At 40.2% G+C, this 25,117-nt stretch carries 23 protein-coding genes; 15 read left to right on the top strand and 8 right to left on the bottom strand.

Annotated elements, in window-relative coordinates:
• The first annotated feature begins 272 nt into the window (after positions 1 to 272).
• The 9 genes from EAF07_RS04505 (at position 273) to EAF07_RS04545 (ending at position 9,223) form a co-directional block, all read left to right on the top strand.
• On the top strand, positions 273 to 776 hold the full coding sequence (locus tag EAF07_RS04505) for a GNAT family N-acetyltransferase (RefSeq protein WP_121835131.1): 504 nt from the start codon (positions 273 to 275) through the stop codon (positions 774 to 776).
• Between the two features lie 95 nt (positions 777 to 871).
• Positions 872 to 2,638, top strand: coding sequence for an endolytic transglycosylase MltG (gene mltG / locus EAF07_RS04510; protein ID WP_183121650.1), 1,767 nt, complete (start codon positions 872 to 874; stop codon positions 2,636 to 2,638).
• 26 nt (positions 2,639 to 2,664) lie between these two features.
• The gene (greA, locus tag EAF07_RS04515; RefSeq protein WP_121835102.1) at positions 2,665 to 3,147 is read left to right on the top strand and encodes a transcription elongation factor GreA; all 483 of its coding nucleotides are present in this window, start codon (positions 2,665 to 2,667) and stop codon (positions 3,145 to 3,147) included.
• Between the two features lie 135 nt (positions 3,148 to 3,282).
• Positions 3,283 to 3,726 carry a CopY/TcrY family copper transport repressor gene (locus tag EAF07_RS04520; RefSeq protein ID WP_121835103.1) on the top strand — a complete coding sequence of 148 codons (444 nt, stop codon included), beginning with the start codon at positions 3,283 to 3,285 and terminating at the stop codon, positions 3,724 to 3,726.
• Positions 3,719 to 5,953, top strand: a complete 2,235-nt coding sequence (locus EAF07_RS04525; RefSeq protein WP_425452086.1) for a heavy metal translocating P-type ATPase — start codon at positions 3,719 to 3,721, stop codon at positions 5,951 to 5,953. The genes EAF07_RS04520 and EAF07_RS04525 overlap by 8 nt, the downstream gene beginning before the upstream one ends.
• A gap of 53 nt (positions 5,954 to 6,006) precedes the next feature.
• Positions 6,007 to 6,207 (top strand): heavy-metal-associated domain-containing protein, encoded by a 201-nt coding sequence (locus EAF07_RS04530; protein WP_121835104.1) that lies wholly within the window; start codon positions 6,007 to 6,009, stop codon positions 6,205 to 6,207.
• A gap of 384 nt (positions 6,208 to 6,591) precedes the next feature.
• Positions 6,592 to 7,209 carry a trimeric intracellular cation channel family protein gene (locus EAF07_RS04535; RefSeq protein WP_121835105.1) on the top strand — a complete coding sequence of 206 codons (618 nt, stop codon included), beginning with the start codon at positions 6,592 to 6,594 and terminating at the stop codon, positions 7,207 to 7,209.
• Positions 7,210 to 7,485: 276 nt separating this feature from the next.
• Positions 7,486 to 8,298 carry a Cof-type HAD-IIB family hydrolase gene (locus tag EAF07_RS04540; RefSeq protein ID WP_121835106.1) on the top strand — a complete coding sequence of 271 codons (813 nt, stop codon included), beginning with the start codon at positions 7,486 to 7,488 and terminating at the stop codon, positions 8,296 to 8,298.
• A gap of 79 nt (positions 8,299 to 8,377) precedes the next feature.
• Entirely contained in the window at positions 8,378 to 9,223 is an 846-nt protein-coding gene (locus EAF07_RS04545; RefSeq protein WP_121835107.1) for a DegV family protein, read from the top strand.
• A gap of 154 nt (positions 9,224 to 9,377) precedes the next feature.
• On the opposite strand, the gene EAF07_RS04550 is transcribed toward EAF07_RS04545, so the two are convergent.
• Complete coding sequence (locus tag EAF07_RS04550; RefSeq protein ID WP_121835108.1) at positions 9,378 to 9,923, bottom strand: peptidase; 546 nt, start codon at positions 9,921 to 9,923, stop codon at positions 9,378 to 9,380.
• A 475-nt stretch (positions 9,924 to 10,398) separates the two neighbouring features.
• Between EAF07_RS04550 and EAF07_RS04555 the strand changes: the two genes are divergently transcribed.
• From EAF07_RS04555 to EAF07_RS04580, 6 genes are all read left to right on the top strand, one after another.
• Positions 10,399 to 12,906 (top strand): AAA family ATPase, encoded by a 2,508-nt coding sequence (locus EAF07_RS04555; RefSeq protein WP_121835109.1) that lies wholly within the window; start codon positions 10,399 to 10,401, stop codon positions 12,904 to 12,906.
• The gene (locus tag EAF07_RS04560) at positions 12,903 to 13,964 is read left to right on the top strand and encodes a hypothetical protein (protein ID WP_121835110.1); all 1,062 of its coding nucleotides are present in this window, start codon (positions 12,903 to 12,905) and stop codon (positions 13,962 to 13,964) included. Before EAF07_RS04555 ends, EAF07_RS04560 begins: the two co-directional genes overlap by 4 nt.
• A 274-nt stretch (positions 13,965 to 14,238) precedes the next feature.
• Positions 14,239 to 15,159, top strand: coding sequence for a glycine--tRNA ligase subunit alpha (gene glyQ, locus EAF07_RS04565; protein ID WP_121835111.1), 921 nt, complete (start codon positions 14,239 to 14,241; stop codon positions 15,157 to 15,159).
• A gap of 210 nt (positions 15,160 to 15,369) precedes the next feature.
• Complete coding sequence (gene glyS / locus EAF07_RS04570) at positions 15,370 to 17,406, top strand: glycine--tRNA ligase subunit beta (protein ID WP_121835112.1); 2,037 nt, start codon at positions 15,370 to 15,372, stop codon at positions 17,404 to 17,406.
• A 33-nt stretch (positions 17,407 to 17,439) separates the two neighbouring features.
• Entirely contained in the window at positions 17,440 to 17,862 is a 423-nt protein-coding gene (locus EAF07_RS04575; RefSeq protein WP_142925589.1) for a hypothetical protein, read from the top strand.
• Positions 17,863 to 17,883: 21 nt separating this feature from the next.
• A complete protein-coding gene (locus EAF07_RS04580; RefSeq protein ID WP_121835115.1) occupies positions 17,884 to 18,141 on the top strand; it encodes a DUF896 family protein in 258 nt (85 codons plus the stop codon).
• 41 nt (positions 18,142 to 18,182) lie between these two features.
• Here the strand turns inward: EAF07_RS04580 and EAF07_RS04585 are convergent, their stop codons facing one another.
• From EAF07_RS04585 to EAF07_RS04615, 7 genes are all read right to left on the bottom strand, one after another.
• Positions 18,183 to 19,451, bottom strand: coding sequence for a replication-associated recombination protein A (locus EAF07_RS04585; protein WP_121835117.1), 1,269 nt, complete (start codon positions 19,449 to 19,451; stop codon positions 18,183 to 18,185).
• Positions 19,452 to 19,563: 112 nt separating this feature from the next.
• On the bottom strand, positions 19,564 to 20,376 hold the full coding sequence (locus EAF07_RS04590; RefSeq protein ID WP_121835119.1) for a Cof-type HAD-IIB family hydrolase: 813 nt from the start codon (positions 20,374 to 20,376) through the stop codon (positions 19,564 to 19,566).
• 67 nt (positions 20,377 to 20,443) lie between these two features.
• On the bottom strand, positions 20,444 to 20,806 hold the full coding sequence (locus tag EAF07_RS04595; RefSeq protein ID WP_121835121.1) for a DUF956 family protein: 363 nt from the start codon (positions 20,804 to 20,806) through the stop codon (positions 20,444 to 20,446).
• A gap of 8 nt (positions 20,807 to 20,814) precedes the next feature.
• The gene (gene manA, locus EAF07_RS04600) at positions 20,815 to 21,765 is read right to left on the bottom strand and encodes a mannose-6-phosphate isomerase, class I (RefSeq protein ID WP_121835123.1); all 951 of its coding nucleotides are present in this window, start codon (positions 21,763 to 21,765) and stop codon (positions 20,815 to 20,817) included.
• 278 nt (positions 21,766 to 22,043) lie between these two features.
• On the bottom strand, positions 22,044 to 22,958 hold the full coding sequence (locus EAF07_RS04605) for a PTS system mannose/fructose/sorbose family transporter subunit IID (protein ID WP_121835125.1): 915 nt from the start codon (positions 22,956 to 22,958) through the stop codon (positions 22,044 to 22,046).
• 14 nt (positions 22,959 to 22,972) lie between these two features.
• On the bottom strand, positions 22,973 to 23,779 hold the full coding sequence (locus EAF07_RS04610) for a PTS mannose/fructose/sorbose transporter subunit IIC (RefSeq protein ID WP_121835127.1): 807 nt from the start codon (positions 23,777 to 23,779) through the stop codon (positions 22,973 to 22,975).
• 39 nt (positions 23,780 to 23,818) lie between these two features.
• Positions 23,819 to 24,811, bottom strand: a complete 993-nt coding sequence (locus EAF07_RS04615) for a PTS sugar transporter subunit IIB (RefSeq protein ID WP_121835129.1) — start codon at positions 24,809 to 24,811, stop codon at positions 23,819 to 23,821.
• Between the last annotated feature and the right edge of the window lie 306 nt (positions 24,812 to 25,117).

Raw genomic sequence — 25,117 nt, forward strand, 5'->3', positions numbered from 1 at the left:
AAGTTAAAAATGAAAATTCAGCTGAAGGAATCGTTTTGACTGCTTTTGGCGTTTTTCTGAGAAGGGGTTTGATGATTTAAAACGTGGCTATCACAAAGGTCGAGACTGCCATTGACAGGGTCACAGCTCTAATCATATGGCAACAATTAGGAAGAAGGGGCGGAACAAGGTTCCAGCCTTTTCCTATTAGGAGAAAGGAAAGTCCTATCGGAGAATAAGAGGCCTCTGAAAGTAACCTCTTTTGCTTCAATGATAGGAATAGGATGTCATTCGTGCTAATTAGGTATGTTACGATGGAAGACTGGGAGGCGATTTGTCAGATAGAGGCGGAGAATTTTTCCCAGCAAGAAGCCTCACCGCCAGAGGATTTGCAAAAGCGTATTGAGTACCTTAGGGATACGTTTTTGGTGGCTGAAATTGATGGGAATATCGCAGGATACATTGTCGGTCCAGCGGTCTGTCAACGTTATTTAAGTGATGATTTGTTTCATGAGGTTAGAAAAAATGCAGAGCAGGGTGGGTTTATTGTTTTAACCAGCTTATCAATTGCAAAAGCATTTCAGGGGCAAGGCGTTGGGACTGCTCTGCTTGCTGCCTTAAAAGACCTAGCCGTTTCTCAAAACCGTCAGGGGATAAGCTTAACATGTCATGATTACCTCATCACCTACTATGAAGCCAATGGCTTTTGTGATGAGGGTGAGTCAGAATCAAGGCATGGCGGAGCTTTTTGGTATAATTTGGTCTGGGAAAACCCTTATTTGGATAAAAAACTTTGAAAATCGGACAAGAAATGCTGAGATACGCCCTAAACAGTTGATTCTAAGCGCTTTTTAGGATATAATGGCGATTGATAATATTAGGAGGACGAAGCTTGACCGATACAAATAAGGACAAGAATGTTCAAGAAGAGTTAGCTAACCTGAGTTTCAAAGAAAAAATCTTGGCAGAGTTAGCCGCTGCGACACAGGAACGTCAGCGAAAACGTGAAGAATGGCAACAGCAAAGCCTAACACCCAATCAAAATTCTGTAGATGACAGTCGCTCATTAGATGAAGCGTTTAGCAACCAAGAATCTAGGGAGATTTCAGAAAATCCAGAGATTGCTGGTTCAGAGACTGTTGAAAGCATCACTGAAATAAAGGCTATCGTTCAAGAGGTTAATGACAGTCAGAGTAATGAGGAACAAAGTGAGTCAATCTCGCCTGATTATTTTGAAAGCTCAGCTGAGCCAGATTATAGTAACCTAGTAGAAGGAATGCTACAAAAAGCTCGTGAGTTTGAAGTTAGTGCTCCTGAGGAAGTTGTTGAAGAAGCTCAAACAAGTGCTGTGATGTCTGACATTCAAGAAAGTAGAGACGATTCTTTAGAAGAAACAAAAGAATTGTTTGATATCAAAGAGTTGGACAGCAAGATTCTTCCGACAAATGAGCATGAGGAGTCTTACAGGGACTCAGAGGATGATATTGAAGAAGTAGGAGTTAAAGACATGAGCCGAGAAAGTCGCAGGAAAACCAATCGCCTTGCCGCTAAAATTTCGACCTTTTTTGTTAGTCTACTAGTTTTCATTATTCTAGTGGGTGGGTTTTTCACTTATCGCTATGTAACGAGTGCTATTGGGCCTTTGGATAGTAAAGCGACAGATTATATCCAAGTTGAAATCCCATCAGGTTCTGGCAATAAGCTTATTGGTAATATCTTAGAGAAAAATGGTGTTATTAAGGATTCACGAGTCTTTAATTTCTATACCAAGTTTAAAAACTACAGTAATTTCCAAAGTGGCTATTATAATTTCCAAAAGAGTATGTCACTAGATGATATTGCAAAATATTTGCAAAAAGGTGGTACAGCGGAACCACAGATGCCTGTTTTAGGTAAGATTGTCGTTCCTGAAGGTTATACGCTTAAGCAAATTTCAGAAGCAGTGACACTAAATGCCAACACTGAAAATGCCCAAGATAAGACGCCGTATACGACAGAAGAGTTCATGGCTACCGTTCAGGATGATGCCTTTATTGCTGAAATGGTGAAGAAATATCCAAAACTTCTAGGAAGTCTTCCAGAAGCTTCTGCGGTTAAATATCGTTTAGAAGGTTATCTTTTCCCAGCGACTTACGACTACTATGAAGGAACGACTATCAAAGATATCGTAGATCAAATGTTAGCTGCTATGGATACTAATCTAGCGCCTTATTACGCAACAATTGAAACTAATGGCATGACTGTTAATCAAATCTTGACCATGGCTTCACTTGTTGAGAAAGAAGGAGCTACAGACGACGATCGTGAAATGATTGCTAGCGTCTTCTATAACCGTTGGAATATTGGGCAACCACTTCAAAGTAACATTGCCATTCTTTATGCGATGGACAAACTTGGAGAAAAAACAACCTTAGCAGAGGATGCTGCTATTGACACTAGCATTAATTCTCCTTATAATATTTATTTGAATACTGGTTTGATGCCTGGTCCAGTAGACAGTCCAGGGTTATCTGCAATCGTTGCAACGATTAGCCCTGCGAATACGAAATATTATTATTTTGTGGCTGATGTCACAACAGGTGCAGTTTACTTCGCTGAAAGTTATGAAGAACATTCAGCAAATGTTGAAAAATATGTTAATAGTAAACTGAATAATTAAAATAGAAATTAAGAAAAGAGAAAAAGATGGCTGAAAAAACCTACCCTATGACCCTTGCTGAGAAAGAGCAACTTGAGAAAGAATTAGAAGAACTTAAATTAGTGCGTCGTCCAGAAGTTGTTGAGCGTATTAAAATTGCACGTTCATATGGCGACCTTTCAGAGAACTCTGAGTACGATGCAGCAAAAGATGAGCAAGCTTTCATCGAAGGACAAATTGTGACAATTGAGACGAAAATTCGCTACGCAGAAATCGTTGATAGCGATGCGATTGCTAAAGATGAAGTTGCTATTGGTAAGACTGTTATCGTCCAAGAAGTTGGAACAACAGATACAGACACTTACCACATTGTTGGTGCTGCTGGAGCAGATATCTTCTCAGGTAAGATTTCTAATGAAAGCCCAATCGCTCAAGCACTTATCGGTAAGAAAAAAGGTGATCTTGCTACTATTGAATCACCTGCAGGTAGCTACGAAGTGAAAATCGTGAGTGTTGAAAAAACAGCATAAGTTTAAAGCTCTAGCATTCGCTAGAGTTTTTTTATTTCACATATAATGTTTACAAATGTAGACATAAAACTTGCATTTTTTCAAAATGGTGATAAAATAAATTTACAGATGTAAATCAAACAGAAAGGAGTTTTTATGTATCACATTTCAGATTCTGAGTGGGAAATCATGCGAGTGATTTGGGCAAAGGAACGTGTTGGAAGTTCAGAGATTATAGAGACCTTATCTCGTAAATGGTCTTGGTCTCCTTCTACTGTTAAGACGTTGCTTGGTCGCTTGGTGGATAAGGGGTTGGTTTCAAGTCAGCGGCAGGGGAGAGCCTATCTTTACCAAGCTGAAATTTCAGAAAAAGAGGCTCATCGTTCGGAAGTTGATGGTGTATTTGCTAAAATTTGCATGACAGAGCATACTAGTCTTATTGACCATCTGATCTCACAAACACCGATGACCTTATCTGATATTGAACGGTTAGAAGCTCTGCTGTTGTCCAAAAAAGAACAGGCAGTTGAGCGTGTCGTTTGTAACTGCGAACCAGGGCAATGTCGCTGCGCTCGTCATATGGAGGTGACTGATGAGTAAGATGAAAGAAACTTTTCTGGTTGAAGGGATGACTTGTGCTTCTTGCGTGCTAAATGTTGAAAATGCGGTAAAAAAACTTGATGGTATTGAATCTGCGGTGGTCAATTTGACAACGGAGAAAATGTCTGTGAATTTTGACAGTGAAAAAGTTTCATCAGAGGTGATTGCTGCAGCAGTTGCAGATGCTGGATACGGGGCTCATGTCTTTGTTGAAGGGCAAGAAAAAAGTCAAGAGGAGCGAGAGCAAGAACATCTTTTGGGGATGAAGACGAGATTAATCTGGTCTGCTGTATTCACCGTCCCTTTGCTTTATATTTCTATGGGGTCAATGTTAGGACTTCCTCTGCCAGAATGGCTGGCGCATGAAACCTCGTCGATACTGTTTGCCCTCAGTCAGTTTCTATTGACTGTGCCAGTTATGGTGATTAGCAGGCGGTTTTATAGCAATGGGTTTAGAGCACTCGTTAAAGGCCATCCCAATATGGATAGTCTAGTGGCAGTGGCTACCAGCGCCGCTTTTCTTTATAGTTTATATGGTTCTTACCACATTTTATTAGGACACTATCATTTTGCCCATGAGTTGTATTACGAGTCAGTTGCGGTGATTTTAACCCTCATTACGCTAGGTAAGTTTTTTGAAACCTTGTCAAAAGGTAGAACTTCTGAGGCTATCAAGAAATTGATGCATTTATCAGCTAAAGAAGCGCGTGTGCTTAGGGATGGTCAGGAAATGACACTTCCTATTGATCAGGTAGTGCTAGGTGACCATGTGATTGTCCGTCCAGGTGAGAAGATTGCAGTAGATGGCAAAGTTATCTCTGGAACATCTTCTGTGGATGAATCAATGCTAACAGGTGAGTCTATTCCAGTAGAAAAGGGGATAGATAGCCAAGTGTTCGGAGGCTCCATCAATTTACAAGGGTCGTTAACGATTCTTGCTGAAAAATTAGGAGAAGAAACCCTCCTCTCGCAGATTATTAAATTAGTTGAAGATGCCCAACAAACCAAGGCACCGATTGCTAAAATGGCAGACCGTGTCTCAGGCGTCTTTGTTCCGATTGTAATGGTGATTGCGGCTGTTTCTGGTTTAGCTTGGTATGTTATTGGTGGTGAGAGTTTCACCTTTGCAATGACGGTTGCGGTGGCAGTTCTTGTCATTGCCTGCCCGTGTGCCTTGGGGCTAGCGACACCAACGGCTATCATGGTGGGAACTGGTTTGGGGGCTTCTAACGGCATTCTCTTTAAAACAGGTGATAGTCTTGAGATGACACATCAAGTGGATACCATCGTTTTTGACAAAACAGGGACGATTACAAGAGGAAAGCCAGAGCTGGTATCGTTTTATAGCTATGATAGTCGAGGGGATATCTTGCAACTCGTGGCTTCTTTGGAACGTTTGTCAGAACATCCTATTAGCTCTGCCATTGTCCACAAAGCAAAACAAGAGCAATTAGCCTTACAAACAGTTGTTGATTTTGAGTCCTTGTCTGGATTTGGTCTAAAAGGCAAGGTTGCAGGGCTGGAACTTCTAGTCGGCAATCGCGCCCTCATGGAAAACAATGCTATTGATTTATCGGTAACCCAAGAGGATTTTGTCAGGTTAACAAGAGAAGGTCAAACGCCAGTATTCGCAGCTATTAATGGTCGTCTTGTGGCATTAATTGGGGTAGCTGATCAGCTGAAAGACGACAGTCAGCTAGCGCTTGAGAGATTGAAAAAGCAAGGTCTAGAAGTGATTATGCTGACAGGAGACAATGAGGTGACGGCGTCTGCCATTGCCCAAAAAGCAGGGATTGATCAGGTTATTAGCCAAGTCTTACCAGATCAGAAAGCTAAAGTCATTGCTGACCTCAAAGCCCAAGGTAAAAAGGTGGCGATGGTAGGTGATGGCATCAACGATGCGCCTGCTCTAGCTTTGGCAGATATTGGGCTTGCAATGGGAGCTGGTACTGATATCGCAATTGAATCGGCGGATGTTGTCTTGATGAAGCCTGAGTTGATGGATGTGGTAAAGGCTTTGCAAATTAGCAGAGCTACCCTGACCACTATTAAGGAAAATCTATTCTGGGCCTTTATCTACAATGTCTTAGCCATTCCAGTGGCGATGGGAATCTTGCATCTCTTTGGTGGACCGCTTCTGAATCCCATGTTAGCAGGGCTTGCGATGAGCTTTAGCTCGGTTTCTGTGGTAGCAAATAGCCTGCGCCTAAAATTTAAAAAGTTTTAGCTATTTAGATAATAAGAACCCAGAAAAATGTTATCAAACGAAAGGAAAAACATATGAAAACTTATCAAATTCTCGGAATGAAATGTGATGGCTGTGTCAAAACAGTCACTGAAAAACTGTCAAAAGTTCCAGGTGTCAAATCTGTTCAAGTTGACCTAGAGAAAAAACAAGCAACAATTGAAGGAAAACCTTTGAAATTCTTGCTCAAAGGCGCTCTAAAAGGAACAAAATTTGAGCTAGGTGAAGAAGTGTAATTAGGAAATAAGATGAACGAAGTTCATCACGTTCGTATAGGATGGCCGCTAACGATTGCGTGGTAGTAAAATAGTCTAGTGGACTATTTTAGGTGGACACTTGAAAATGAAGAAGTGTCCAGTTAGAGACTTCCGATCAACCACTGCGTCAATCTGCTATTTCTATCCCAAAAAGGAGGTTGAGACATTTTGTCCCAGTCTCGTTTTTCATAACTGTAACCCTTTTCTTTCTCATCAAATCATGGTAAACTAAGAGAGCTAAAAGAGGACGTCGCTAAATAGACAAACGGACTCGCAAAACAGGTAACAATTATTTTTTAGAAGGAATATGAAGCGGTCTTATATGGGGGATAGCTCTTATGTCAGACGGTTTTGGTATGAACATTGGACGGGACATTTTGGAATATTTTAAGTTTGATTGGAACGGTTGCTTTTGCCTTGTCGGGAGCCATTGTTGCGATGGAAGAAGATTTTGATATCTTGGGGATCTTTGTTCTAGGCTTTATGACGGCTTTTGGCGGTGGAACTATCAGAAATCTGCTAATTGGGCTTCCTATGTCTGCCCTTTGGAGCCAAGGGATTGGGTTTAATGTAGCTTTTATTGCCATGCTTTTGCTCATTTTCATGCCTCAGCTGGTGACGCGTCATTGGGAAAAAGCAGGGCTTCTCACAGATGCCATAGGTCTTGCAGCTTTTTCGATTCAAGGAGCGATTTATGCTGAAAACCTTGGTCAACCCTTGAGTGCAGTCATTGTTGCCGCAGTTTTAACGGGAACAGGTGGCGGTGTTGTTCGTGATGTTTTAGCGGGACGAAAACCAGGAATTCTCAGAAGTGAAATTTATGCAGGATGGTCAATCTTAGCAGCAGTATTAATCCATTTTCATTTTATTAAGGGAGAAATTGCCTACTACCTTTTGGTTGTCATTATCACAGCCTTAAGAGTTTATGGCGTCAAACGCAACTGGCACCTACCAAAAGCAAAATGGACAAAAGAGATGTGATAAGGTGATACGTATTAAGTACAGTTATTAGGAAATACCTCATTGATGAAAGCGGTAATATTTTTCTTTACCGCTTTTTATTCTATGCTATAATAATAGAGAAAGGTTAAGAACTTCTACTATTAGTTATTTGAATTGAAATCGTCGCTTTCGGCTTGCTGTATTTTTTGAGTTGTCTGCGTTTTTAAAGATAATTCATTTCGCGGTAATCTTCTAAAAGCTTGATATATCAGTGATGTTGGATTGGATTACAAACAGAAGTTCTAGGGATTGAATATGATAAAATTAATTGCAATAGATATGGATGGCACACTTCTCAATCACGATAAAAAGATTCCTGAAGATAATATCCGTGCTATCCGAAAAGCTGCAGAAGCGGGCATCAAGGTGGTAATCTGCACAGGGCGTATGCAGTCTGGTGTTATTCCTTATTTTGAACAGCTGGATTTTGCAGGACATGATGAGTACGCTATTTTAAACAATGGTTGTTCGGTTCATCATACCTCTGACTGGAGTTTACATTCTTATGAGGAGCTGTCACGTGAGGACGTTGCTCTTTTGGCAAAAGCTAGCGTAGATTATCCAGGGGTTCATTTGACCTTTGCAGATAAGACTGATTATACGGTTTTAGATACTGAGGTGCCAGAGATCGTCGCCTACGATGCAGGGCTTGTTTTTACCAAAGCAAAACCAGTCAATGATGTTACAGTCTTTGGTAATGCACCAATTTTTCAAGCAATGTACCTAGCTGATAAGGAAGTGTTAGATGTTTTCCAAGAAGAGCAAGAAGCCCTGTTATCAGAAAAATTTAGTACGGTTCGCAGCCAATCCTACATCTATGAAGCTATGCCAACAGGTGTCACAAAGGCAAGTGCTTTAGCTAAACTCTCAGCAGAGCTAGGCATTTCTCCAGATGAGGTGATGGCAATAGGAGACGCTGAGAACGATTTAGAAATGCTAGAATTTGCAGGTGTCAGCGTTGCTATGGGAAATGCGAGTGAGACGGTTAAGGCAGTCGCAAAGTATGAAACTGCTACTTGTGATGACGCAGGAGTGGCAAGAGCTATTGAAACTTATGCTCTCGTGTAGTTAGGGCTGGTAAAAATAGCAATAATATGCTATAATGAAGATACTTTGATAATTAAAACAAATCTCTTGGAGGAGAACAATGACTTGGAAAATTGTAGCCGATTCAGGCTGTGACTTTAGAGAAATCGAAAATCTAGCGGCAAGTGCTAAATTTGTCTCTGTCCCGCTAACGATTCAAATTGGATCTGAGGTCTATGTAGATGATAGTGGGCTTGACATTGATCGTATGATGACTAATATGTACGCTTCATCTGCGGCAGCAAGTTCTGCCTGTCCAAGCCCAGATGCCTATGCAAGAGCTTTTGAAGGCGCACAAAATATTTTGGTCTTTACCATCACTGGTGGTCTCTCAGGAAGCTATAACAGTGCTCGTGTGGCTAAAGAGATGTTTCTTGAAAATCACCCTAATATCAACATTCATATTGTTGATAGTCTGTCAGCAGGGGGAGAGCTTGATCTTTTAGTGAGCCATGCGAATGAGCTTATTGCCAAAGAGCTGAGTTTCGAAGAAGTTGTTTCGGAAATGACAGCCTATCAAGCCAAAACAAAGCTGATTTTTGCCCTTGCCAAAGTTGATAATTTGGTTAAAAATGGGCGTTTGAGCAAATTACTTGGAAAAGTGGTAGGCTTGCTTAATATTCGTATGGTTGGTGAAGCCAGTGAAGAAGGCAAACTAGAGCTTCTTCAAAAACCTCGCGGACAGAAAAAAGCGGTGGTTGCTTTAGTTGATGAAATGCTAAAAGCAGGTTACCAAGGTGGCAAGGCTATTATTGCGCATCGCAATAATGATAAAATTTGCCAACAAATTCGTGAAGCTATCCATGCCAAGTTTCCAGGTGCAGATATCCAAGCTGTTCCAACATCTGGACTCTGTTCATTCTATGCCGAAGAAGGTGGCATTTTGATGGGATATGAAATTGCTTAATGATTATCGGATAGATAAGAATTTTTAAGATTGTTATAAACTAAGAAGCGTAAGGACAGAGTTTAAAAGCTGGCGTTACGCTTTTTTATTGTGTAGGTAAATGATATAGTCACTGGACTATATACAAAAAAGTACCACACTGTGGCACTTTTTCTTATTGTTGAGGGACAGCTAGTGTCGTTTGTTCAACGTAGGTAGCTTGAATAATTGCAGATACCGTATCAAGTCGTTTTTGGAGCTCAGCTTTTTTATCAGCAGAAGTCAGTAGGTTAATCGCAGCCTGTGCAACATCGACATTATAAAGGATTTGGTAGCCTTCAGCATTTGCGACGGCTGTTTCAGCTGCTGCTTGGTTGGCCAATTCTGTGCTTACCGCATCAAGACGTTTTTGAAGACCATCTTTCTTAGCTTGATCCGCAACAGTTGCGACTTGATCTTGAAGAGCTACTAAAGCTTCATTGCTTGGCGCTTTTTCTAAATCTGAGAGAGCTGCCTCTAATTCCATTAAATGCTTCTCTTCAGGTGATAGGTCTTTTTCAGCTGTTGCTTCTTGGGCAACTTTTGAAGCAGTATTAGCTGTTTGGGCGCTTGATTGATAAGTACCAAAGTTTTGACCAAATACTAGATAGAGGGCAGCCAATGCTGATAGGACGATGACACTGAGAAAAAGGTAAAAATACTCGCTTTTTGATGATTTCATAGAACTTCCTTTAAAAATTACAAAATAATACAGTATATATTATATAGGAAATGTCATAAATTTCAACAGATTTGACGAAAAAGTTGAGGAAAAAATAGATTTTATAAAAAATAAGGAGCAGAGAGAGCAGGTTTAGGGAAAATAGGGTTAGTCAAAGAGGTGTAGTGGCGTTCTTATAGTGAGTACATGAGGGGGGAAGTAGGAAAAGACAAGTAGCTGGCTTTCACCTTTATCGAAAATGGTCATTAACTAATCGAAAGATACCTCTGTTGAATTAGCTAATTGAACAATGTTATTTATTAGAAATGTAATGACTCAATTGGATGAGATAATGAAGAAAAACCTAGGGAGACAGAATTGAAATGACTGTTTTTCTAGGTTTTTTGTGTGAATCAATATTAGAGTTGTGCTTTTGTTTTAATAATTATTTCAAGTAACGTATAATAGAGAAAAAGAATACACTGGAGATGATGTGATGACGAAAGAAGGCATGCGCTTAGTAGCAATGATAGAAGAAAAAAATGGTAAATATGATGTTATTAACTTTTTACCTGATGTACAACTTGAGCATATTCATGATAAGAATTTTAAAGTTATTGAAAAAGAAGACTATGTAAAAGTACTGTATTCACAAGGAATTGAGGATGTGACAGTTATTGTTGGTGAAAATGGTGTTGGTAAGACGAGATTGATGAGAAGTCTTTCAAAGCCTCAATTTTATGAGAGTGGCAAAAAAATATATTTGATTTTTAAACAGAATACTAATTGGATACATCTTAGACTGGTACCTGAAGGGGAAAGAATAAGCTCGAAAGGCTATCAGGTATTCAATCTATTTAATTCGGAAGGAGAAGAACTTGAATTTGACTCCCCATTTGCGAATAGTAACCATTCCAAGGTTGATACCATACTTATCTCTAATAGTTTAGAATTAAATTATGATGATAATGGAATATCTGATAAAGTATTCGGCCAAGATAAAAGTACAATTAGTTTGATTAATGAAAGAGGGATAGATTATCAAAGTTTTATAAGACAAGATGCAACAAATCAAATACTTTTTTTAATTCGGACAAATGAAAAAGGAGAAAGCTTTAAAAGTCGGTTGAGCGATATGGTTGATTTTTCAACCAAGAGTATTCGTCTTGGAATTGATAAAGGAAGAGTTGATCGTGATAGAAATTATAGAGAGTCAATAGAAGATAATTTAGCTTATAGGTGGGGTGTTTATAATTACGGATACAATGTATTGGAGTCTGCTGATGAATTCATTGATGAGAGAATTAATGAATCCCTTTTAAAAGAAATTGGAATTGATGATAAAGAGATTGAAAAAATTAAAGAACAATTTTGTAATTATTACAAAATAAATATAGAAGCTATCAAAGATGCAATTGGGGAGCGAGTTAGTAAATATCTTGATGACGAGAATAATAGTTTTTCATATCTTGATTTATTACAATACAAGGATGATTTAGAAGAATTACAATCTACAATAATCAATGCCTATAGACGATGCTTTATCAGCATTTTAGCTTTATCTGATAAACGTAAAAATTCAAATCAGAGAGATGTACAAGAGTTATGTCAAGTATTAAAAGCAAATCCAAAGATTCCTTTTTCTATAAATAAAATAGTAAGTGGGATTGATAATAGTAAAAACAGTAATCTTAGAGGGAATCCTGAAAGTTATGCAGAGATATTATCAAAGTTTTATGCCTATAGTATAATGGAAGATAGTGAGTTGTTTGAAAACTTAAAAAACAATTTAGATTTAGATGATAAGTATATGAAAGATTTTCAAGTTTGGTTAGAAATCTTTGATGATGTTTTTAATTTCAGTGGAGAACAAGAAAATGCACTGTTTAATATAGAAACAGAGAATTTTAAAGAATTTATTTCTAATCTGATTGCAGATGAAAATACTATTCTTTATCATAGAGAGTTATTGATGAATTTTATTAAATTTTTAAATTCACCTATACCGGAGGGAAATTATCATTTTCGATTATTGAAACAACTAAGGGAATATTGGTCTCTAGACTGGAAAGGCTTGAGTTCTGGGGAATACTCTTTATTAAACCAATTTGGAAGATTAAATTCTGTTGAAAAAGAGGGAACTAAAGGTAGTCTTGTAATACTATTCGACGAAGTTGATCTTGGTCTCCATCCCGAATGGCAACGACGTTGGCTTAACATTGCGCTTCCCATTATTAGTGAGATATTTAAGGATAAGCGTGTGCAAATTATTATGACAACACATTCGCCAATTATGCTATCTGATATCTATTCTGAGAATGTCATCATGCTTAAAAAGGACCAGGAAACTGGCGATCGGATTGTTCAATATGGCTATGAGGAGAAAAAATTAACATTTGGTCAAAATATTCATGATTTATTTACTGATTCTTTCTTCTTAGAGAGTACTAAAGGAGAGTATTCCACTAAGGTTATGAATGCTTTAATTCAATCTTTGTATCGGTTATCTAATTGGGACGATAAAGATAACTATATAAGAGAGCGTTTTATTAAATTGTGGAAAAAAGAATTCAAAACAGAATTTGATAAGAACGATAAAGGTCAGAATGCAAGTAAAAAGAGAGAATTTGAGCAAGAATTTCAAAATAAATTAAGAGATGGAGCATTTTTGGAGAAATCAGAACAGAGAGATAAATTTGAAGATGAACGTCAGATAAATATCAAAAATGAACTACGAGACTTCTTAGAGAAAAATTATATATCTACTTCTGAAAGAGATATAGACGATTCCTGTGCAGCAATTTATTATAAAAAGATAATAGATAATATTGGTGAGGAACTTATTAGAAAAAAACTGCTGGCATTATTTGATTCTTTGTCTATATTTAAACCCAAAGAAGAAGTAGGTACCAAACTGATAAAAGAATTTTCTGCTTTATCAGAAGAAGATAAACACCGTGCTCTAAAATTATTAGCGGATGAGAAAATAGGGAATGATAAATGATTTATATAGATACGAGTAGTTATCATCAGGTTAACAACCAAGATAAATCTGTTGAAATGATATACTTTGATGCCATTCAAAAGCTGTACAATAGTGCTACAAAATTTAGATTAGGAAACAAAAGTAAATTATTGAAACAATTTTTTAATGACTGTTGTGATAAGGAACTTCTTGGCGAGCTTGGACTGATACATGAGAAGACTATTTTAAAAAATTTAATCCTGATGTCACCTGAGAAAATTGAAAAATTGGTTGCAGAGATAGATGTTAGCAAATTTCGTGATGATTTTAATAAATTGAGAAAAAAGAAACCTAATAAAGAGGATATAGAATTAGTGCCGGAGAAAGTCAAGGCAGCGTATTTGTTAAAAGAACAATATCAAAAATCTAGTGGAATCATGAGTCAGAAAGTTGATTCGATAAGAGGCGGCGGACAAATGAATATGTTCCTTGTTGAAATCTTAGCTATTACAGTTTGCCCCTACTGTAACCGAAATTTTATCAACAATAGAGGTGATAAATTCTCAGCACAAATGGATCATTTTTATAGTAAAGATGACTACCCATTTTTGGCTGTTAGTCTTTACAACTTGATTCCAACGTGCGGTGCCTGTAATCATATCAAATCAACTCAAAATTTTCATATCCATCCTTTTTTAAAACCCAAGCAAGAAGATAATTTTACTTTTGGGTATCAGTACACTTCTTTGGGAGATATGGAGATTAAGATAGCAACTAGTGATAGAAGAAAAAATGATTTTGAGGCTATTCGACTAGAGGAAGCTTACCAAATTCATCATATAGATGTTCGTAACATGTTGAAAAGAGAGGAAAGGTATTCGAAGGGTTATCGCAAAGAGTTGCAAGAACTATTCAAAAGTGAGGTGGGAGGCTCAAGTAGTATTTTTAATGAATCCTTTAATCTTGAATTAACTAATGACGAAATCGACCGTATGATTTATGGTGATGCTATCTTTGAAGAGGATATTAAAAACATTCCTCTTGGGAAATTCCGAAAGGATATCTACAAAGAGATAAAATCTCTGCGTGGATATTAGACAACCTCTTCATTTTCTGCTATAATATTTTCCAAGAAAGAATGTTATTCTGACTGTTTCTTTAGCGAGTTCGGGGTGGTGGAAGCCGAATAGGGATGCAGAGTAATTGGCGCTTTCGCTTGACGTGTCAAGTTAACAACGAAATAAATGAAGTAATAAATTAGGGTGGAACCGCGTTTTCAACGCCCCTATGTCAGATGGCATGGGAGTGGGGAGCGTGGTTCTTTTTCATTGCTAGCGCCAGCCATTTTACAAAAATAAAAAGGAGTAATTCATGTCAACTAAAAAATTAACTTTCCAAGAAATTATCTTGACCTTGCAACAATACTGGAATGATCAAGGCTGTATGTTGATGCAGGCTTACGATAATGAAAAAGGTGCGGGAACTATGTCGCCTTACACTTTCCTGCGTGCGATTGGTCCTGAGCCTTGGAATGCGGCTTATGTAGAGCCAAGTCGTCGTCCTGCGGATGGGCGTTATGGGGAAAACCCAAACCGTTTGTACCAACACGACCAATTCCAAGTGGTCATGAAGCCATCACCGTCAAACATTCAAGAACTTTACCTTGAGTCGTTGGAAAAATTGGGGATTAACCCGTTAGAACACGATATTCGTTTCGTTGAAGATAACTGGGAAAACCCATCAACTGGTTCAGCTGGTCTTGGTTGGGAAGTGTGGCTTGATGGAATGGAAATCACTCAGTTCACTTACTTCCAACAAGTCGGTGGCTTGGCAACAAGTCCTGTAACTGCTGAGGTAACTTACGGTCTGGAACGTTTGGCGTCATATATCCAAGAAGTGGATTCGGTTTATGACATCGAGTGGGCACCAGGGGTTAAATACGGTGAAATCTTCTTGCAACCAGAGTTTGAGCATTCAAAATACAGCTTTGAAATTTCAAACCAAGACATGCTTCTTGAAAACTTTGAGAAATTTGAAAAAGAAGCAGCGCGTGCTTTGGAAGAAGGCTTGGTGCACCCAGCCTATGACTATGTGCTTAAATGTTCACATACCTTTAACTTGCTTGATGCGCGTGGTGCCGTTTCTGTAACAGAACGTGCTGGCTACATCGCCCGCATCCGTAACCTTGCTCGTGTTGTCGCTAAAACCTTTGTCGCAGAACGTAAAAAACTCGGCTTCCCACTTTTGGATGAAGAAACACGCGTTAAATTGTTAGCGGAAGACGCAGAGTAGTTCAAATTAGACATTTAAAAAGCGAAAAATAGCGCGACCGTAGGTCGCTCAAAGCTGAACACTAGCCGCAGTGATGAAAAAATTGTCACCAGCTATGGTGACAATTGGGGGAAGGTTGAGAGACTGAGGCTCTCAACTTAGCCATGGAACTCCGTAGGAGGTCGCTGGCGTCCCCATCACATAAGGCTAGTGTTAAAAAGAAAGGGAATTATGGTTAAAAATTTATTAATTGAACTTGGCTTGGAAGAACTTCCAGCCTACGTTGTAACCCCAAGTGAAAAACAACTTGGTGAAAAAATGGCAGCCTTTTTAACGGATAATCGTTTGGCGTTTGAGGGTATTCAAACCTTCTCAACGCCACGCCGTTTGGCAGTTCGAGTAACAGGTTTGGCAGATGCTCAAACAGACTTGACAGAGGACTTTAAAGGTCCTGCTAAGAAAATTGCTTTGGATAGCGATGGTAACTTTACCAAGGCAGCAGAAGGTTTTGTTCGTGGTAAAGGATTGACAACTGCCGATATTCGCTTTGAAGAAATTAAAGGCGAAGAGTACGTTTATGTGACGAAAAATGAAGCTGGTAAACCGGCTAAGGAAGTCCTTGCAGGGGTGCCTGAGGTGCTTGCTAGCTTGACGTTCCCAGTCAGCATGCATTGGGCTAAGAACAGTTTTGAGTACATTCGTCCTGTTCACACCTTGACAGTTCTCTTGGATGATGAGGCGCTGGAGCTTGACTTCTTGGATATCCATTCTGGACGCGTCAGCCGTGGTCACCGTTTCTTGGGGCAAGAAACTGAGATTGCCTCAGCAGATTCTTACGAAGCTGATTTGCGCAGCCAATTTGTCATCGCAGACGCTAAAGAGCGTGAAAACATGATTGTGGAGCAAATTAAGGCGATTGAAACAGAACAAAATGTTCAGGTGGAGATTGACGAAGGCTTGTTGAATGAGGTCTTGAACCTTGTCGAGTACCCAACTGCCTTCATGGGTAGCTTTGATGAAAAATACCTTGATGTTCCAGAGGAAGTTTTGGTCACTTCAATGAAAAACCACCAACGTTATTTTGTGGTGCGTGATCAGGCTGGTAAACTCATGCCAAACTTCATTTCGGTGCGTAATGGTAACGCTGAGCACATTGAAAATGTGGTTAAAGGAAATGAAAAAGTGCTTGTGGCACGTTTGGAAGATGGGGAATTCTTCTGGCGTGAAGACCAAAAATTGCAGATTGCTGACCTTGTGGCAAAATTAGCAAACGTGACCTTCCATGAGAAGATTGGTTCTCTTGCTGAGCACATGAACCGTGCTCAAGTCATTGCCGCGTCACTTGCCAAACAAGCTGGTCTGTCAGCAGAAGAAACAGCTGCGGTTGACCGTGCGAGCCAAATCTACAAGTTTGACCTCTTGACAGGCATGGTTGGTGAGTTTGACGAGCTTCAAGGGATTATGGGTGAGAAATACGCCCTTCTTGCGGGTGAGGACAAGGCTGTTGCGGCAGCGATTCGTGAGCACTACTTGCCAAATTCAGCCGAGGGTGAGCTTCCTGAGACAAAGGTTGGTGCGGTGCTTGCCTTGGCTGATAAGCTAGATACCCTCTTATCATTCTTCTCAGTAGGACTCATTCCGAGTGGATCTAACGACCCTTACGCCCTTCGCCGTGCGACTCAAGGGATTGTCCGTATCTTGGATGCCTTTGGTTGGACTATTCCAATGGATGAGCTGGTTGACAGCCTTTACGCCCTATCATTTGATAGCTTGACCTATGACAACAAGGCTGAGGTTATCAGCTTTATCAAGGCGCGTGTGGACAAGATGATGGGCAAAACGCCAAAAGACATCAAGGAAGCTGTTCTTGCAGGCTCTACCTTCGTTGTACCAGAGATGTTGGCAGCGGCAGAAGCCCTTGTGGCGGCTAGTCAAACGGATGGCTACAAAGCAGCAGTTGAGTCACTCTCTCGTGTCTTTAATTTGGCGGAAAAAGCTGACGCTACGGTAGCCGTTGACAGCAGCCTATTTGAAAATGACTCTGAAAAAGCATTAGCAGAAGCTATCTCTAGCTTGACATTGACAGGTAGTGTTTCTGAAAAATTAGTGAAACTCTTTGCGCTTAGCCCAGTTATTGATGCTTTCTTTGATAATACAATGGTTATGGCAGACGATGAAGCAGTGAAAGCAAACCGTTTGGCACTTCTTGCTAGCCTAGCCTCAAAAGCCAACACTGTAGCTACCTTTAACCAGTTGAATACGAAGTAAGCTTAAATGGAACTTTTCTATGACATAAGAAATATGATGACTTTTTATGTCCTAATACCGTTACAGGTTTTTGGGTTGATTATCGCTCTCTTTTTCATCTTTCGCTGGGTTCGTACAACCTATAAGCGAAAGAAAGGACAAGCTAGACCAGCGGTGAGGCGCAAAACATTAAAGCAGAATTGTACACACGAAACAATCGGCTATTTTTCGAGGGTTTTGCCTTTTAAAAAGTCTCGTGTCAATATTTATTCTTATTCAGTAGATGGTAAGTACTATGAAATTTATGACGTTATTATCTACCGTATGGGGAAGGTCTATAAACTAGGTCCAATCCCTATTGGATACGAAATGAAATCTAAGTTACCAGACCTTGAAAGGGTCCGAATACGTTATAATCCTCTGAATCCTCAAGAGGCTTATTTACCAGATAATGAAGGAAAATGGACACTATCATAAGCTATAAAGAAAGGAGTAGGTATGGAACAAGCAAAAATTGACCGTATCAATGAGCTAGCGCGTAAGAAAAAATCAGTTGGTTTAACCGCTGAGGAAAAAGTTGAGCAAGCTAAATTGCGTGAAGAATACATCGAAGGTTACCGTCGTGCGGTTCGTCACCATATTGCAGGTATTAAAGTCGTCGATGAAGATGGGAATGACGTGACACCAGAAAAATTACGTCAACTCCAACGTGAGAAAGGTCTTCACGGACGCTCACTAGATGACCCAAATTCGTAATGTAATAGTAAAAAATCCCTTGCCTTGGCAGGGATTTTTCATTACTGTGATAAGTAATCAATTCGTTCTTTGTTAGCTCCTAGGGCGCGTTCGTATTTTCCAGTATCGTTGGCTTGGAAATAGTTAGCGCCTAGTAGTTTATCTGGTAAGTATTGCTGTTTCACCCATTTTTCGGGATAGGCATGTGGGTAGAGGTAATCAACGGCATTTCCTAATTCTTTACTGCCAGAATAATGCCCATCACGGAGATGTCTTGGAATTGGTAGACTACCAGATTTTCTTAAATCAGCTAGAGCAGCGTCCATAGCAGCATAGGCTGAGTTGGACTTAGGTGAGAGGGCTAAGTCTATGACAACATTGGCAATCAGGATGCGAGCTTCAGGGAAGCCGATTTTCTGAGCTGCTTCTAAAGCGGTTACGGTGTGGATTTGTGCCTCAGGGTTGGCAAGTCCAATATCTTCATAGGCAATCACAGTTAATCGTCTGGCAAGACTTGGTAAATCCCCAGCTTCAACGAGCCGTGCTGCATAGTGTAGCGCAGCATTGACATCAGAACCACGGATAGATTTTTGAAGAGCAGAGAGGACATCGTAGTGTCCATCTCCGTCTTTGTCCATGGTGATATAACTTCGTTGCAAGCTATTCTCGACCGTTTCGAGAGTAATGTGCCGACAGCCAGTATTATCTTCTTGCGTAGACATCACAGCTAAATCAAGTGAATTATAGGCTGAACGAAGGTCACCATTTGTAGCGGTAGCTATAAAATCTAGGGCGTCTTCATCGAGTTTAACGTCAAAGGAAAAGCCACGGTCTTTGTCTGAAATAGCCTGTTTAATAGCTTCTTTAATATCACCGTTGGATAAAGGTTCTAGCTCAAAAATTTGGACACGTGAACGAATGGCAGGAGTGACGGAGAAAAAGGGATTTTCTGTCGTTGCCCCAATCATAATGATATTGCCATTTTCTAACAGCGGTAATAGGAAATCTTGCTTAGTCTTATCAAGCCTGTGAATCTCATCAAGCAGGAGAACGAGACCGCCAGAGAATTTAGCTTCCTCAGCAATCTCTTGGAGACGCTTTTTACTATCTACCGTAGCGTTAAAGGTGCGGAAAGCCCACTTGGTTGTTCCAGCGATGGCACTAGCAATCGAGGTTTTGCCAATACCAGGAGGTCCGTAGAGGATCATGGAAGATAGCATATTGGCATCAACCATACGGCGAATAATCTTGCCTTCCCCAACGAGGTGTTTCTGGCCGATGACTTCTGAAATATTTCTTGGTCGCATCCGTAATGCTAAATTATCAGGCATAATCCTCCTCCAAATTCATTCTATGGTTAAATCGTGTGTTAAAAGCGTAGTTGCTAGCTAAGGGCTTTTGTTTATGGTCAGAGTAGCTTAATCTAGAAACTCAAAGGTTTAGTTACAGAAAGAGTTCTTCTAATGTCTTAGCAACCCCATCTTCGTTATTAGTCCAAGCGATTTGCTCATCAGCAAAATCAAGAAGGAGCGGATTGGCATTTTTCATCGCATAACCTGTGCTGGCAAAAGCAAGCATTTCAGTATCGTTGTGCTCGTCACCAAAAGCGATGAGTTTACTTTTATCGATATTTAAAGCGTTCAGCAGGTATTTGAGAGCGTAAGCTTTGTTGACCCCTTTAGGAGAACATTCCAAGATATTGAGCGGTCCACCCCACGAATCCACTTCCATTTCTTCTGAAAAATGCTGGCGCAACTCACTTGCGAGTGCGTATTTATCCTCAACTCTAGTCTGGAACAAGATAGCATTAGGATTTTTAGTGATTTTCTCAGTCACTAATTTCATCTTGTCTGTGATTTTAGACACTCCAAACAATTGAGGTTCAATGGTCTCTGGAAAATCGGTTGTGATATAAAATTTCTTACGGTATTCGCTGGCGATGAAATCTGCTTGAATCTGCTCAGCTTTTCCCAAAAGTTCTAAAAGATAACGACGATCAATCGTCACGCTATGCTCGTAAGCCCACTTGCTCTCAGGAATGTGCGTGAGAGAACCGTTGAAATTAATCATCGGTGTGTGAAGTCCCAACTGCTGATAATATGGAAAAGCAGTGCGATAAGGGCGGCCTGTAGAGATAATTACCTGATGGCCTTTCTTCTGAACTTTTTGCAAGGTGTTAACAGTATAATCAGAGATGGTGTGATCGCTTCTCAACAGCGTTCCATCCAAATCAATAGCAATAATTTTTTTAGTCATGGGACTTATTATAGCAAAAAAAGACTAAAAAATCAGAGAAAGTTCATTGCCTTTCCCTGATTTTTTCTTAGTTTTTACGACGAATTTTGTTCCAGATGAGCTGGATGAGTGTCGGAAGTTTAACGACATTTTCGTTGCCGATATGCTGACGAGCGATTTTTAAGATGGCTCCTGAGTCTTTGGAAGCAAACAAGAATTTACCGCTATCGGTATATACTTCAAAGTGACGACTGATTTTTTTGCCAGTCACATTGGCTCCGATTTTTTGCATGTTTTTCCAAGGGATTTGGATGTATTGTTCAACATTGACATCAGGATAAAATTCCAAGGCAGCATCGCCGACTAGAAATTTCCCAACCTTGCTACCAATACCGAAGTAAGACACGCCAGTTGTTTGGAAGTTGATTGTTTTATTTAAAGATTGTGCCATGAAGTCTCCTATTTTTCTGAAATATGACTAGCGATAAGATCAAGTTGACCAGAGAACGTCCATTCTGTGATGGTGTTTGGAAGGATAAAGTGGTCTCCTTTTTTGAGGGAAAAGCTTGCGCCACTACAGTTGATGTCACCTTCTCCCTCTAAAACACTAACAAGAAGGTAAGGAGCTGTCTGCTGCATGTCAGCTTTGCCATTGACCAGCCAATGATAGACGGTGAAAAAGTCATTAGAAACCAGTAAGGTTGATGTCAAATCCCCCGTTTTTAAGGTAGCTGGATGGCTATTTTGAGGTTGACCAATGTAGGTCACATCGACAGATTGTTGCAGGTGAAGTTCTCGCGTCTGCCCCTTATCATCTTTGCGGTCAAAATCGTAAACCCTGTAAGTTGTGTCGCTAGACTGCTGTGTTTCAAGGATCATAATTCCTTTGCCGATAGCGTGAATGGTACCGCTAGGAACGTAGAAAAAGTCACCAGCTTTAACAGGAATACGTGTTAAAAGACTGTCCCAGTCACTCTTTTCAATCATGTCTTGAAGTTCTTCTGATGATTTTGCGTTATGCCCATATATAATTTCAGCCCCTTCATCAGCAGCGATGACATACCAGCATTCTGTTTTTCCGAGTTCTCCCTCATGTTTCAAAGCATAGCTATCATCGGGATGAACTTGGACGCTGAGCCAGTCATTGGCATCAAGAATCTTAGTCAAAAGTGGAAAAACATCGTCACTCGGATTGCCAAAGAGTTGAGGTTGTTCGCGGTAGAGTTTATCCAGCGGTTGTCCAGCAAACTCTCCATTAGCAACGGTAGAAACACCATTTGGATGGGCAGAAATAGCCCAATATTCTCCAGTTGTTTCGGAAGGAATAGTGTAGCCAAAAACATCGCGCAACTTTGTCCCGCCCCAAATTTTAGGGTGCATTTGTGAGGTTAAAAATAGAGGTTCGTTCATTTTGGTCTCCTTTACGAATACTCTTAAAAGCATCCAGTAGATCGATTTGAAGATACTTTTGAGCTAATGGTTACAAGGTTTTCCTAGTGTCCATCACGTGCTTCAGTGCTGAGTGGTGGAGTAGATTAGGATATCACTAAGCTCATTATAACATGTTCGAGGTGTATAAGATAGTGACGGATTAAAGGAAAAGTATACCATTTTTAAGAAAAGACAACGAGGCTAGGATTTTCCTGCCTCGTTGCGTATAGAGAGTTTCTAAATGAAATGGTACGTTCTTACATGATACCTAGTACGCGAGCAACAATACCAAGAGCGAAGAGACCAATAATCATAGTGATTGGGCTAACTTTTTTCTTAAGCAAGTGCATGCAGGCAAATGTTAAGAGAAGTCCCATAAGACCTGGGATAAGTGAATTCAACTGACCTTGAAGACTTTGTGGTTGCATTTGGTCAAGACTCATACCGCTGAGGGCATCTCCAAGAATTCCCTTCAATTGAGCACCGTTAATAGCACCTTCTGGGAAGGCAACGTAAGCACCTTCTGACAATTGTTTAGCAGGAAGGTCAACGGTGAAGTTGATTGATACCCAACGTTGTACCAAAACAGCAAGGATGAACATACCAAGGATTGAAGCTCCTTTAGTGATGTCTTGAAGGATACCACCAGACATGTCTTTAGTGATTTCTTTACCTGATTTGTAACCAAATTCTTGAGTGTACCATAGGAAGGCCATACGGATGATGTTCCAACCAAGGAAGAAGATAAGTGGACCAACAATGTTACCAGTTGATTGTGCAAGAGAGGCACCAAGGGCACCAAGGATTGGACGTACTGTAAACCAGAAAACTGGGTCACCGATACCAGCAAGAGGTCCCATCATACCGATTTTAACCCCTTGGATAGCAGTGTTGTCAATTTCAGCACCGTTAGCTTTTTCTTCTTCAAGGGCAAGAGTTACACCCATGATAGGAGCAGCCACGTAAGGGTGAGTGTTAAAGAATTCCAAGTGACGTGTTAGTGCGGCAGCTTGATCTTCTTTACTTGTGTATAATTTTTTAATTGCTGGAATGAGTGCATATGCCCAACCAAGGTTTTGCATACGTTCGTAGTTCCAAGAACCTTGAAGGAATTGTGAACGCCACCAAACTTTACGACGGTCAGCTTTTGTTAATTGAATTTGTTCAGTCATTATAATGCCCCTTTCTAGTAGTCTTCTAAGATATCGCCGATTGGGTCACCAGAACCGGTAGAACCACCACCGTTTCCACCTTGTTTAGAAAGGTTAAGGTAGATAAGGGCGATCGCAACACCCATTGTACCAAGTGCAATAAGTGTCAATTGTGTTACAGCTGCAAATACAAAACCAAGGGCGAAGAATGGCCATACTTCACGAGTAGCCATCATGTTGATAACCATAGCGTAACCTACGGCAACAACCATACCACCACCAACAGCCATACCGCCTTTAAGCCATTCAGGCATCATGTTGAGGATATCTTGAACGGTTTCAGCAGGCATTGCAAGAAGAAGGGCAGCAGGAACAGCGATACGAAGACCTTGAAGAACAAGTGCAAATAAGTGAGCGCGTTCAACGCCAGCAATGTTACCTTCTTTAGCTGCGTTATCTGCAACGTGAACAAGACCAACAGAGATTGTACGAACAATCATTGTAAGGAAAAGTCCAGCAACAGCAAGTGGGATAGCAGCAGCGGTTGCTACGTTGATACCAACGTTTGTGAAGTCTCCACCTTTGATGAAGATGATTGCAGCAGCAACAGATGCAAGAGCAGCGTCAGGTGCGACAGCAGCACCGATATTAGCCCAACCGAGGGCAAGCATTTGAAGGGCACCACCAAGCATGATACCAGCTTCGAGATTTCCAGTTACAAGACCGATAAGGGTACATGCAACGATTGGTTGGTGGAATTGGAATTGGTCAAGGATACCTTCAAGACCAGCTAAGAAGGCAACAAAGACCACGAGAACAGCGGAAATTAAAGTAATATCCATTTTCGTATAGTCCTTTCTGGAATGTTAAATCACTAATAATTATTGAACGTTTGCTTTGTTGATCAAGTCAAACAAATCTTTTTTAGAATCGTTTGGCACTTTACGAACGTCAAATTGGACACCGAGGTCACGGAGTTTTTCAAAGGTAGCAACATCATCTTTATCCATAGAAAGAACGTTGTTAACCATTGTTTTACCAGTTGAGTGAGCCATTGAACCAACATTAAGCTCTTTAATCTCAACACCACCTTCGATAGCTTCAAGTGCTTCTTGAGGTGTCTCGAAAAGGATAAGAGCCTGTGTGTCACCAAAGCGTGTATCTTTAGAAACTTCAATCAATTTTTTGATTGGTACAACATTAGCTTTGACACCGTTTGGTGCAGCTTGTTTAATCAAGCTCTTACGAAGTTCGTCTTGTGCTACAGTGTCAGACGCAACGATGATACGGTTTGCTTTAGAAGCAGGTGTCCATCCAGTAGCGACTTGACCGTGCAAGAGACGAGTGTCGATACGAGCAAGGTTGATTTTAAGTTTACCGTCACCGATAACAGTTCCTGGTGGGATAGCTCCTTGTGGTGCTGCTTTTTCAACTGGAGCAGCAGCTGTTTCCTCAACAGGATTGAGTTCTTCAGGAAGTGCTTTGATACCATCCTTAGATTCTTTAATGATGTTTGCTGCTACTTGCTCAACACCAGCGTTAGCATCCATCATACGCTCAGTGTAGGCTTGGATCAGCATTGGCAAGTTAAGACCAGTGATGATAGCGAATTTGCGGTCTGGATTTTCTCCAGCAACACGACTCGCTTGGTTGAATGGTGAACCACTCCAAAGGTCTGCAAGTACAAGCACTTCATCTTCAGCGTCGAATTGAGCGATGGCGTTGTTAAATTTAGCGTAGAGGTCATCTGGACCTTCACTTGGCATAAACGTTACAACTTGAACTTTTTCTTGTTCACCAAAGATCATCGAACCTGACTGATGAATCCCTGCGGCAAATTCGCCGTGGCTTGCGATAACGATTCCGATACCCATTCTTGAGTTCCTCCTTAAGTTTATTTTTTGTTCTTTTTGTAAAATTACTGCCAAAGCCTCTTGACAAACGCTTACAATTTTGAACAGATTCAAGAACCTCTATTATTTTAAAACGTTTACAGAAAAAAAGCAAGACTTTTTATGAAAATATTTTAAAAAACTCAAAACCAAAACGAATAGGAAAGTTCTAAAATGAAGTTAGCCACCTAAGGGTATCAAAAAACATCTCAGAGAGATATAATTGTAATCACCACAACAACAATTAGAAAGATTCTGAGATGCAAAACTATTATACACCAAAAAGTA

It is taken from the genome of Streptococcus hillyeri (assembly GCF_003686955.1).
In the GTDB taxonomy this organism is placed as follows: domain Bacteria; phylum Bacillota; class Bacilli; order Lactobacillales; family Streptococcaceae; genus Streptococcus; species Streptococcus hillyeri.

Coding starts and splice junctions, on each gene's coding strand:
- EAF07_RS04590 (WP_121835119.1), bottom strand. CDS start 20,376: ATGACTAAAAAAATTATTGCTATTGATTTGGATGGAACGCTGTTGAGA.
- EAF07_RS04520 (WP_121835103.1), top strand. CDS start 3,283: ATGTATCACATTTCAGATTCTGAGTGGGAAATCATGCGAGTGATTTGG.
- EAF07_RS04525 (WP_425452086.1), top strand. CDS start 3,719: ATGAGTAAGATGAAAGAAACTTTTCTGGTTGAAGGGATGACTTGTGCT.
- EAF07_RS04530 (WP_121835104.1), top strand. CDS start 6,007: ATGAAAACTTATCAAATTCTCGGAATGAAATGTGATGGCTGTGTCAAA.
- glyS (WP_121835112.1), top strand. CDS start 15,370: ATGGTTAAAAATTTATTAATTGAACTTGGCTTGGAAGAACTTCCAGCC.
- EAF07_RS04555 (WP_121835109.1), top strand. CDS start 10,399: ATGACGAAAGAAGGCATGCGCTTAGTAGCAATGATAGAAGAAAAAAAT.
- glyQ (WP_121835111.1), top strand. CDS start 14,239: ATGTCAACTAAAAAATTAACTTTCCAAGAAATTATCTTGACCTTGCAA.
- EAF07_RS04595 (WP_121835121.1), bottom strand. CDS start 20,806: ATGGCACAATCTTTAAATAAAACAATCAACTTCCAAACAACTGGCGTG.
- EAF07_RS04560 (WP_121835110.1), top strand. CDS start 12,903: ATGATTTATATAGATACGAGTAGTTATCATCAGGTTAACAACCAAGAT.
- EAF07_RS04545 (WP_121835107.1), top strand. CDS start 8,378: ATGACTTGGAAAATTGTAGCCGATTCAGGCTGTGACTTTAGAGAAATC.
- greA (WP_121835102.1), top strand. CDS start 2,665: ATGGCTGAAAAAACCTACCCTATGACCCTTGCTGAGAAAGAGCAACTT.
- EAF07_RS04575 (WP_142925589.1), top strand. CDS start 17,440: ATGATGACTTTTTATGTCCTAATACCGTTACAGGTTTTTGGGTTGATT.
- EAF07_RS04580 (WP_121835115.1), top strand. CDS start 17,884: ATGGAACAAGCAAAAATTGACCGTATCAATGAGCTAGCGCGTAAGAAA.
- manA (WP_121835123.1), bottom strand. CDS start 21,765: ATGAACGAACCTCTATTTTTAACCTCACAAATGCACCCTAAAATTTGG.
- EAF07_RS04550 (WP_121835108.1), bottom strand. CDS start 9,923: ATGAAATCATCAAAAAGCGAGTATTTTTACCTTTTTCTCAGTGTCATC.
- EAF07_RS04605 (WP_121835125.1), bottom strand. CDS start 22,958: ATGACTGAACAAATTCAATTAACAAAAGCTGACCGTCGTAAAGTTTGG.
- EAF07_RS04540 (WP_121835106.1), top strand. CDS start 7,486: ATGATAAAATTAATTGCAATAGATATGGATGGCACACTTCTCAATCAC.
- EAF07_RS04610 (WP_121835127.1), bottom strand. CDS start 23,779: ATGGATATTACTTTAATTTCCGCTGTTCTCGTGGTCTTTGTTGCCTTC.
- EAF07_RS04615 (WP_121835129.1), bottom strand. CDS start 24,811: ATGGGTATCGGAATCGTTATCGCAAGCCACGGCGAATTTGCCGCAGGG.
- EAF07_RS04585 (WP_121835117.1), bottom strand. CDS start 19,451: ATGCCTGATAATTTAGCATTACGGATGCGACCAAGAAATATTTCAGAA.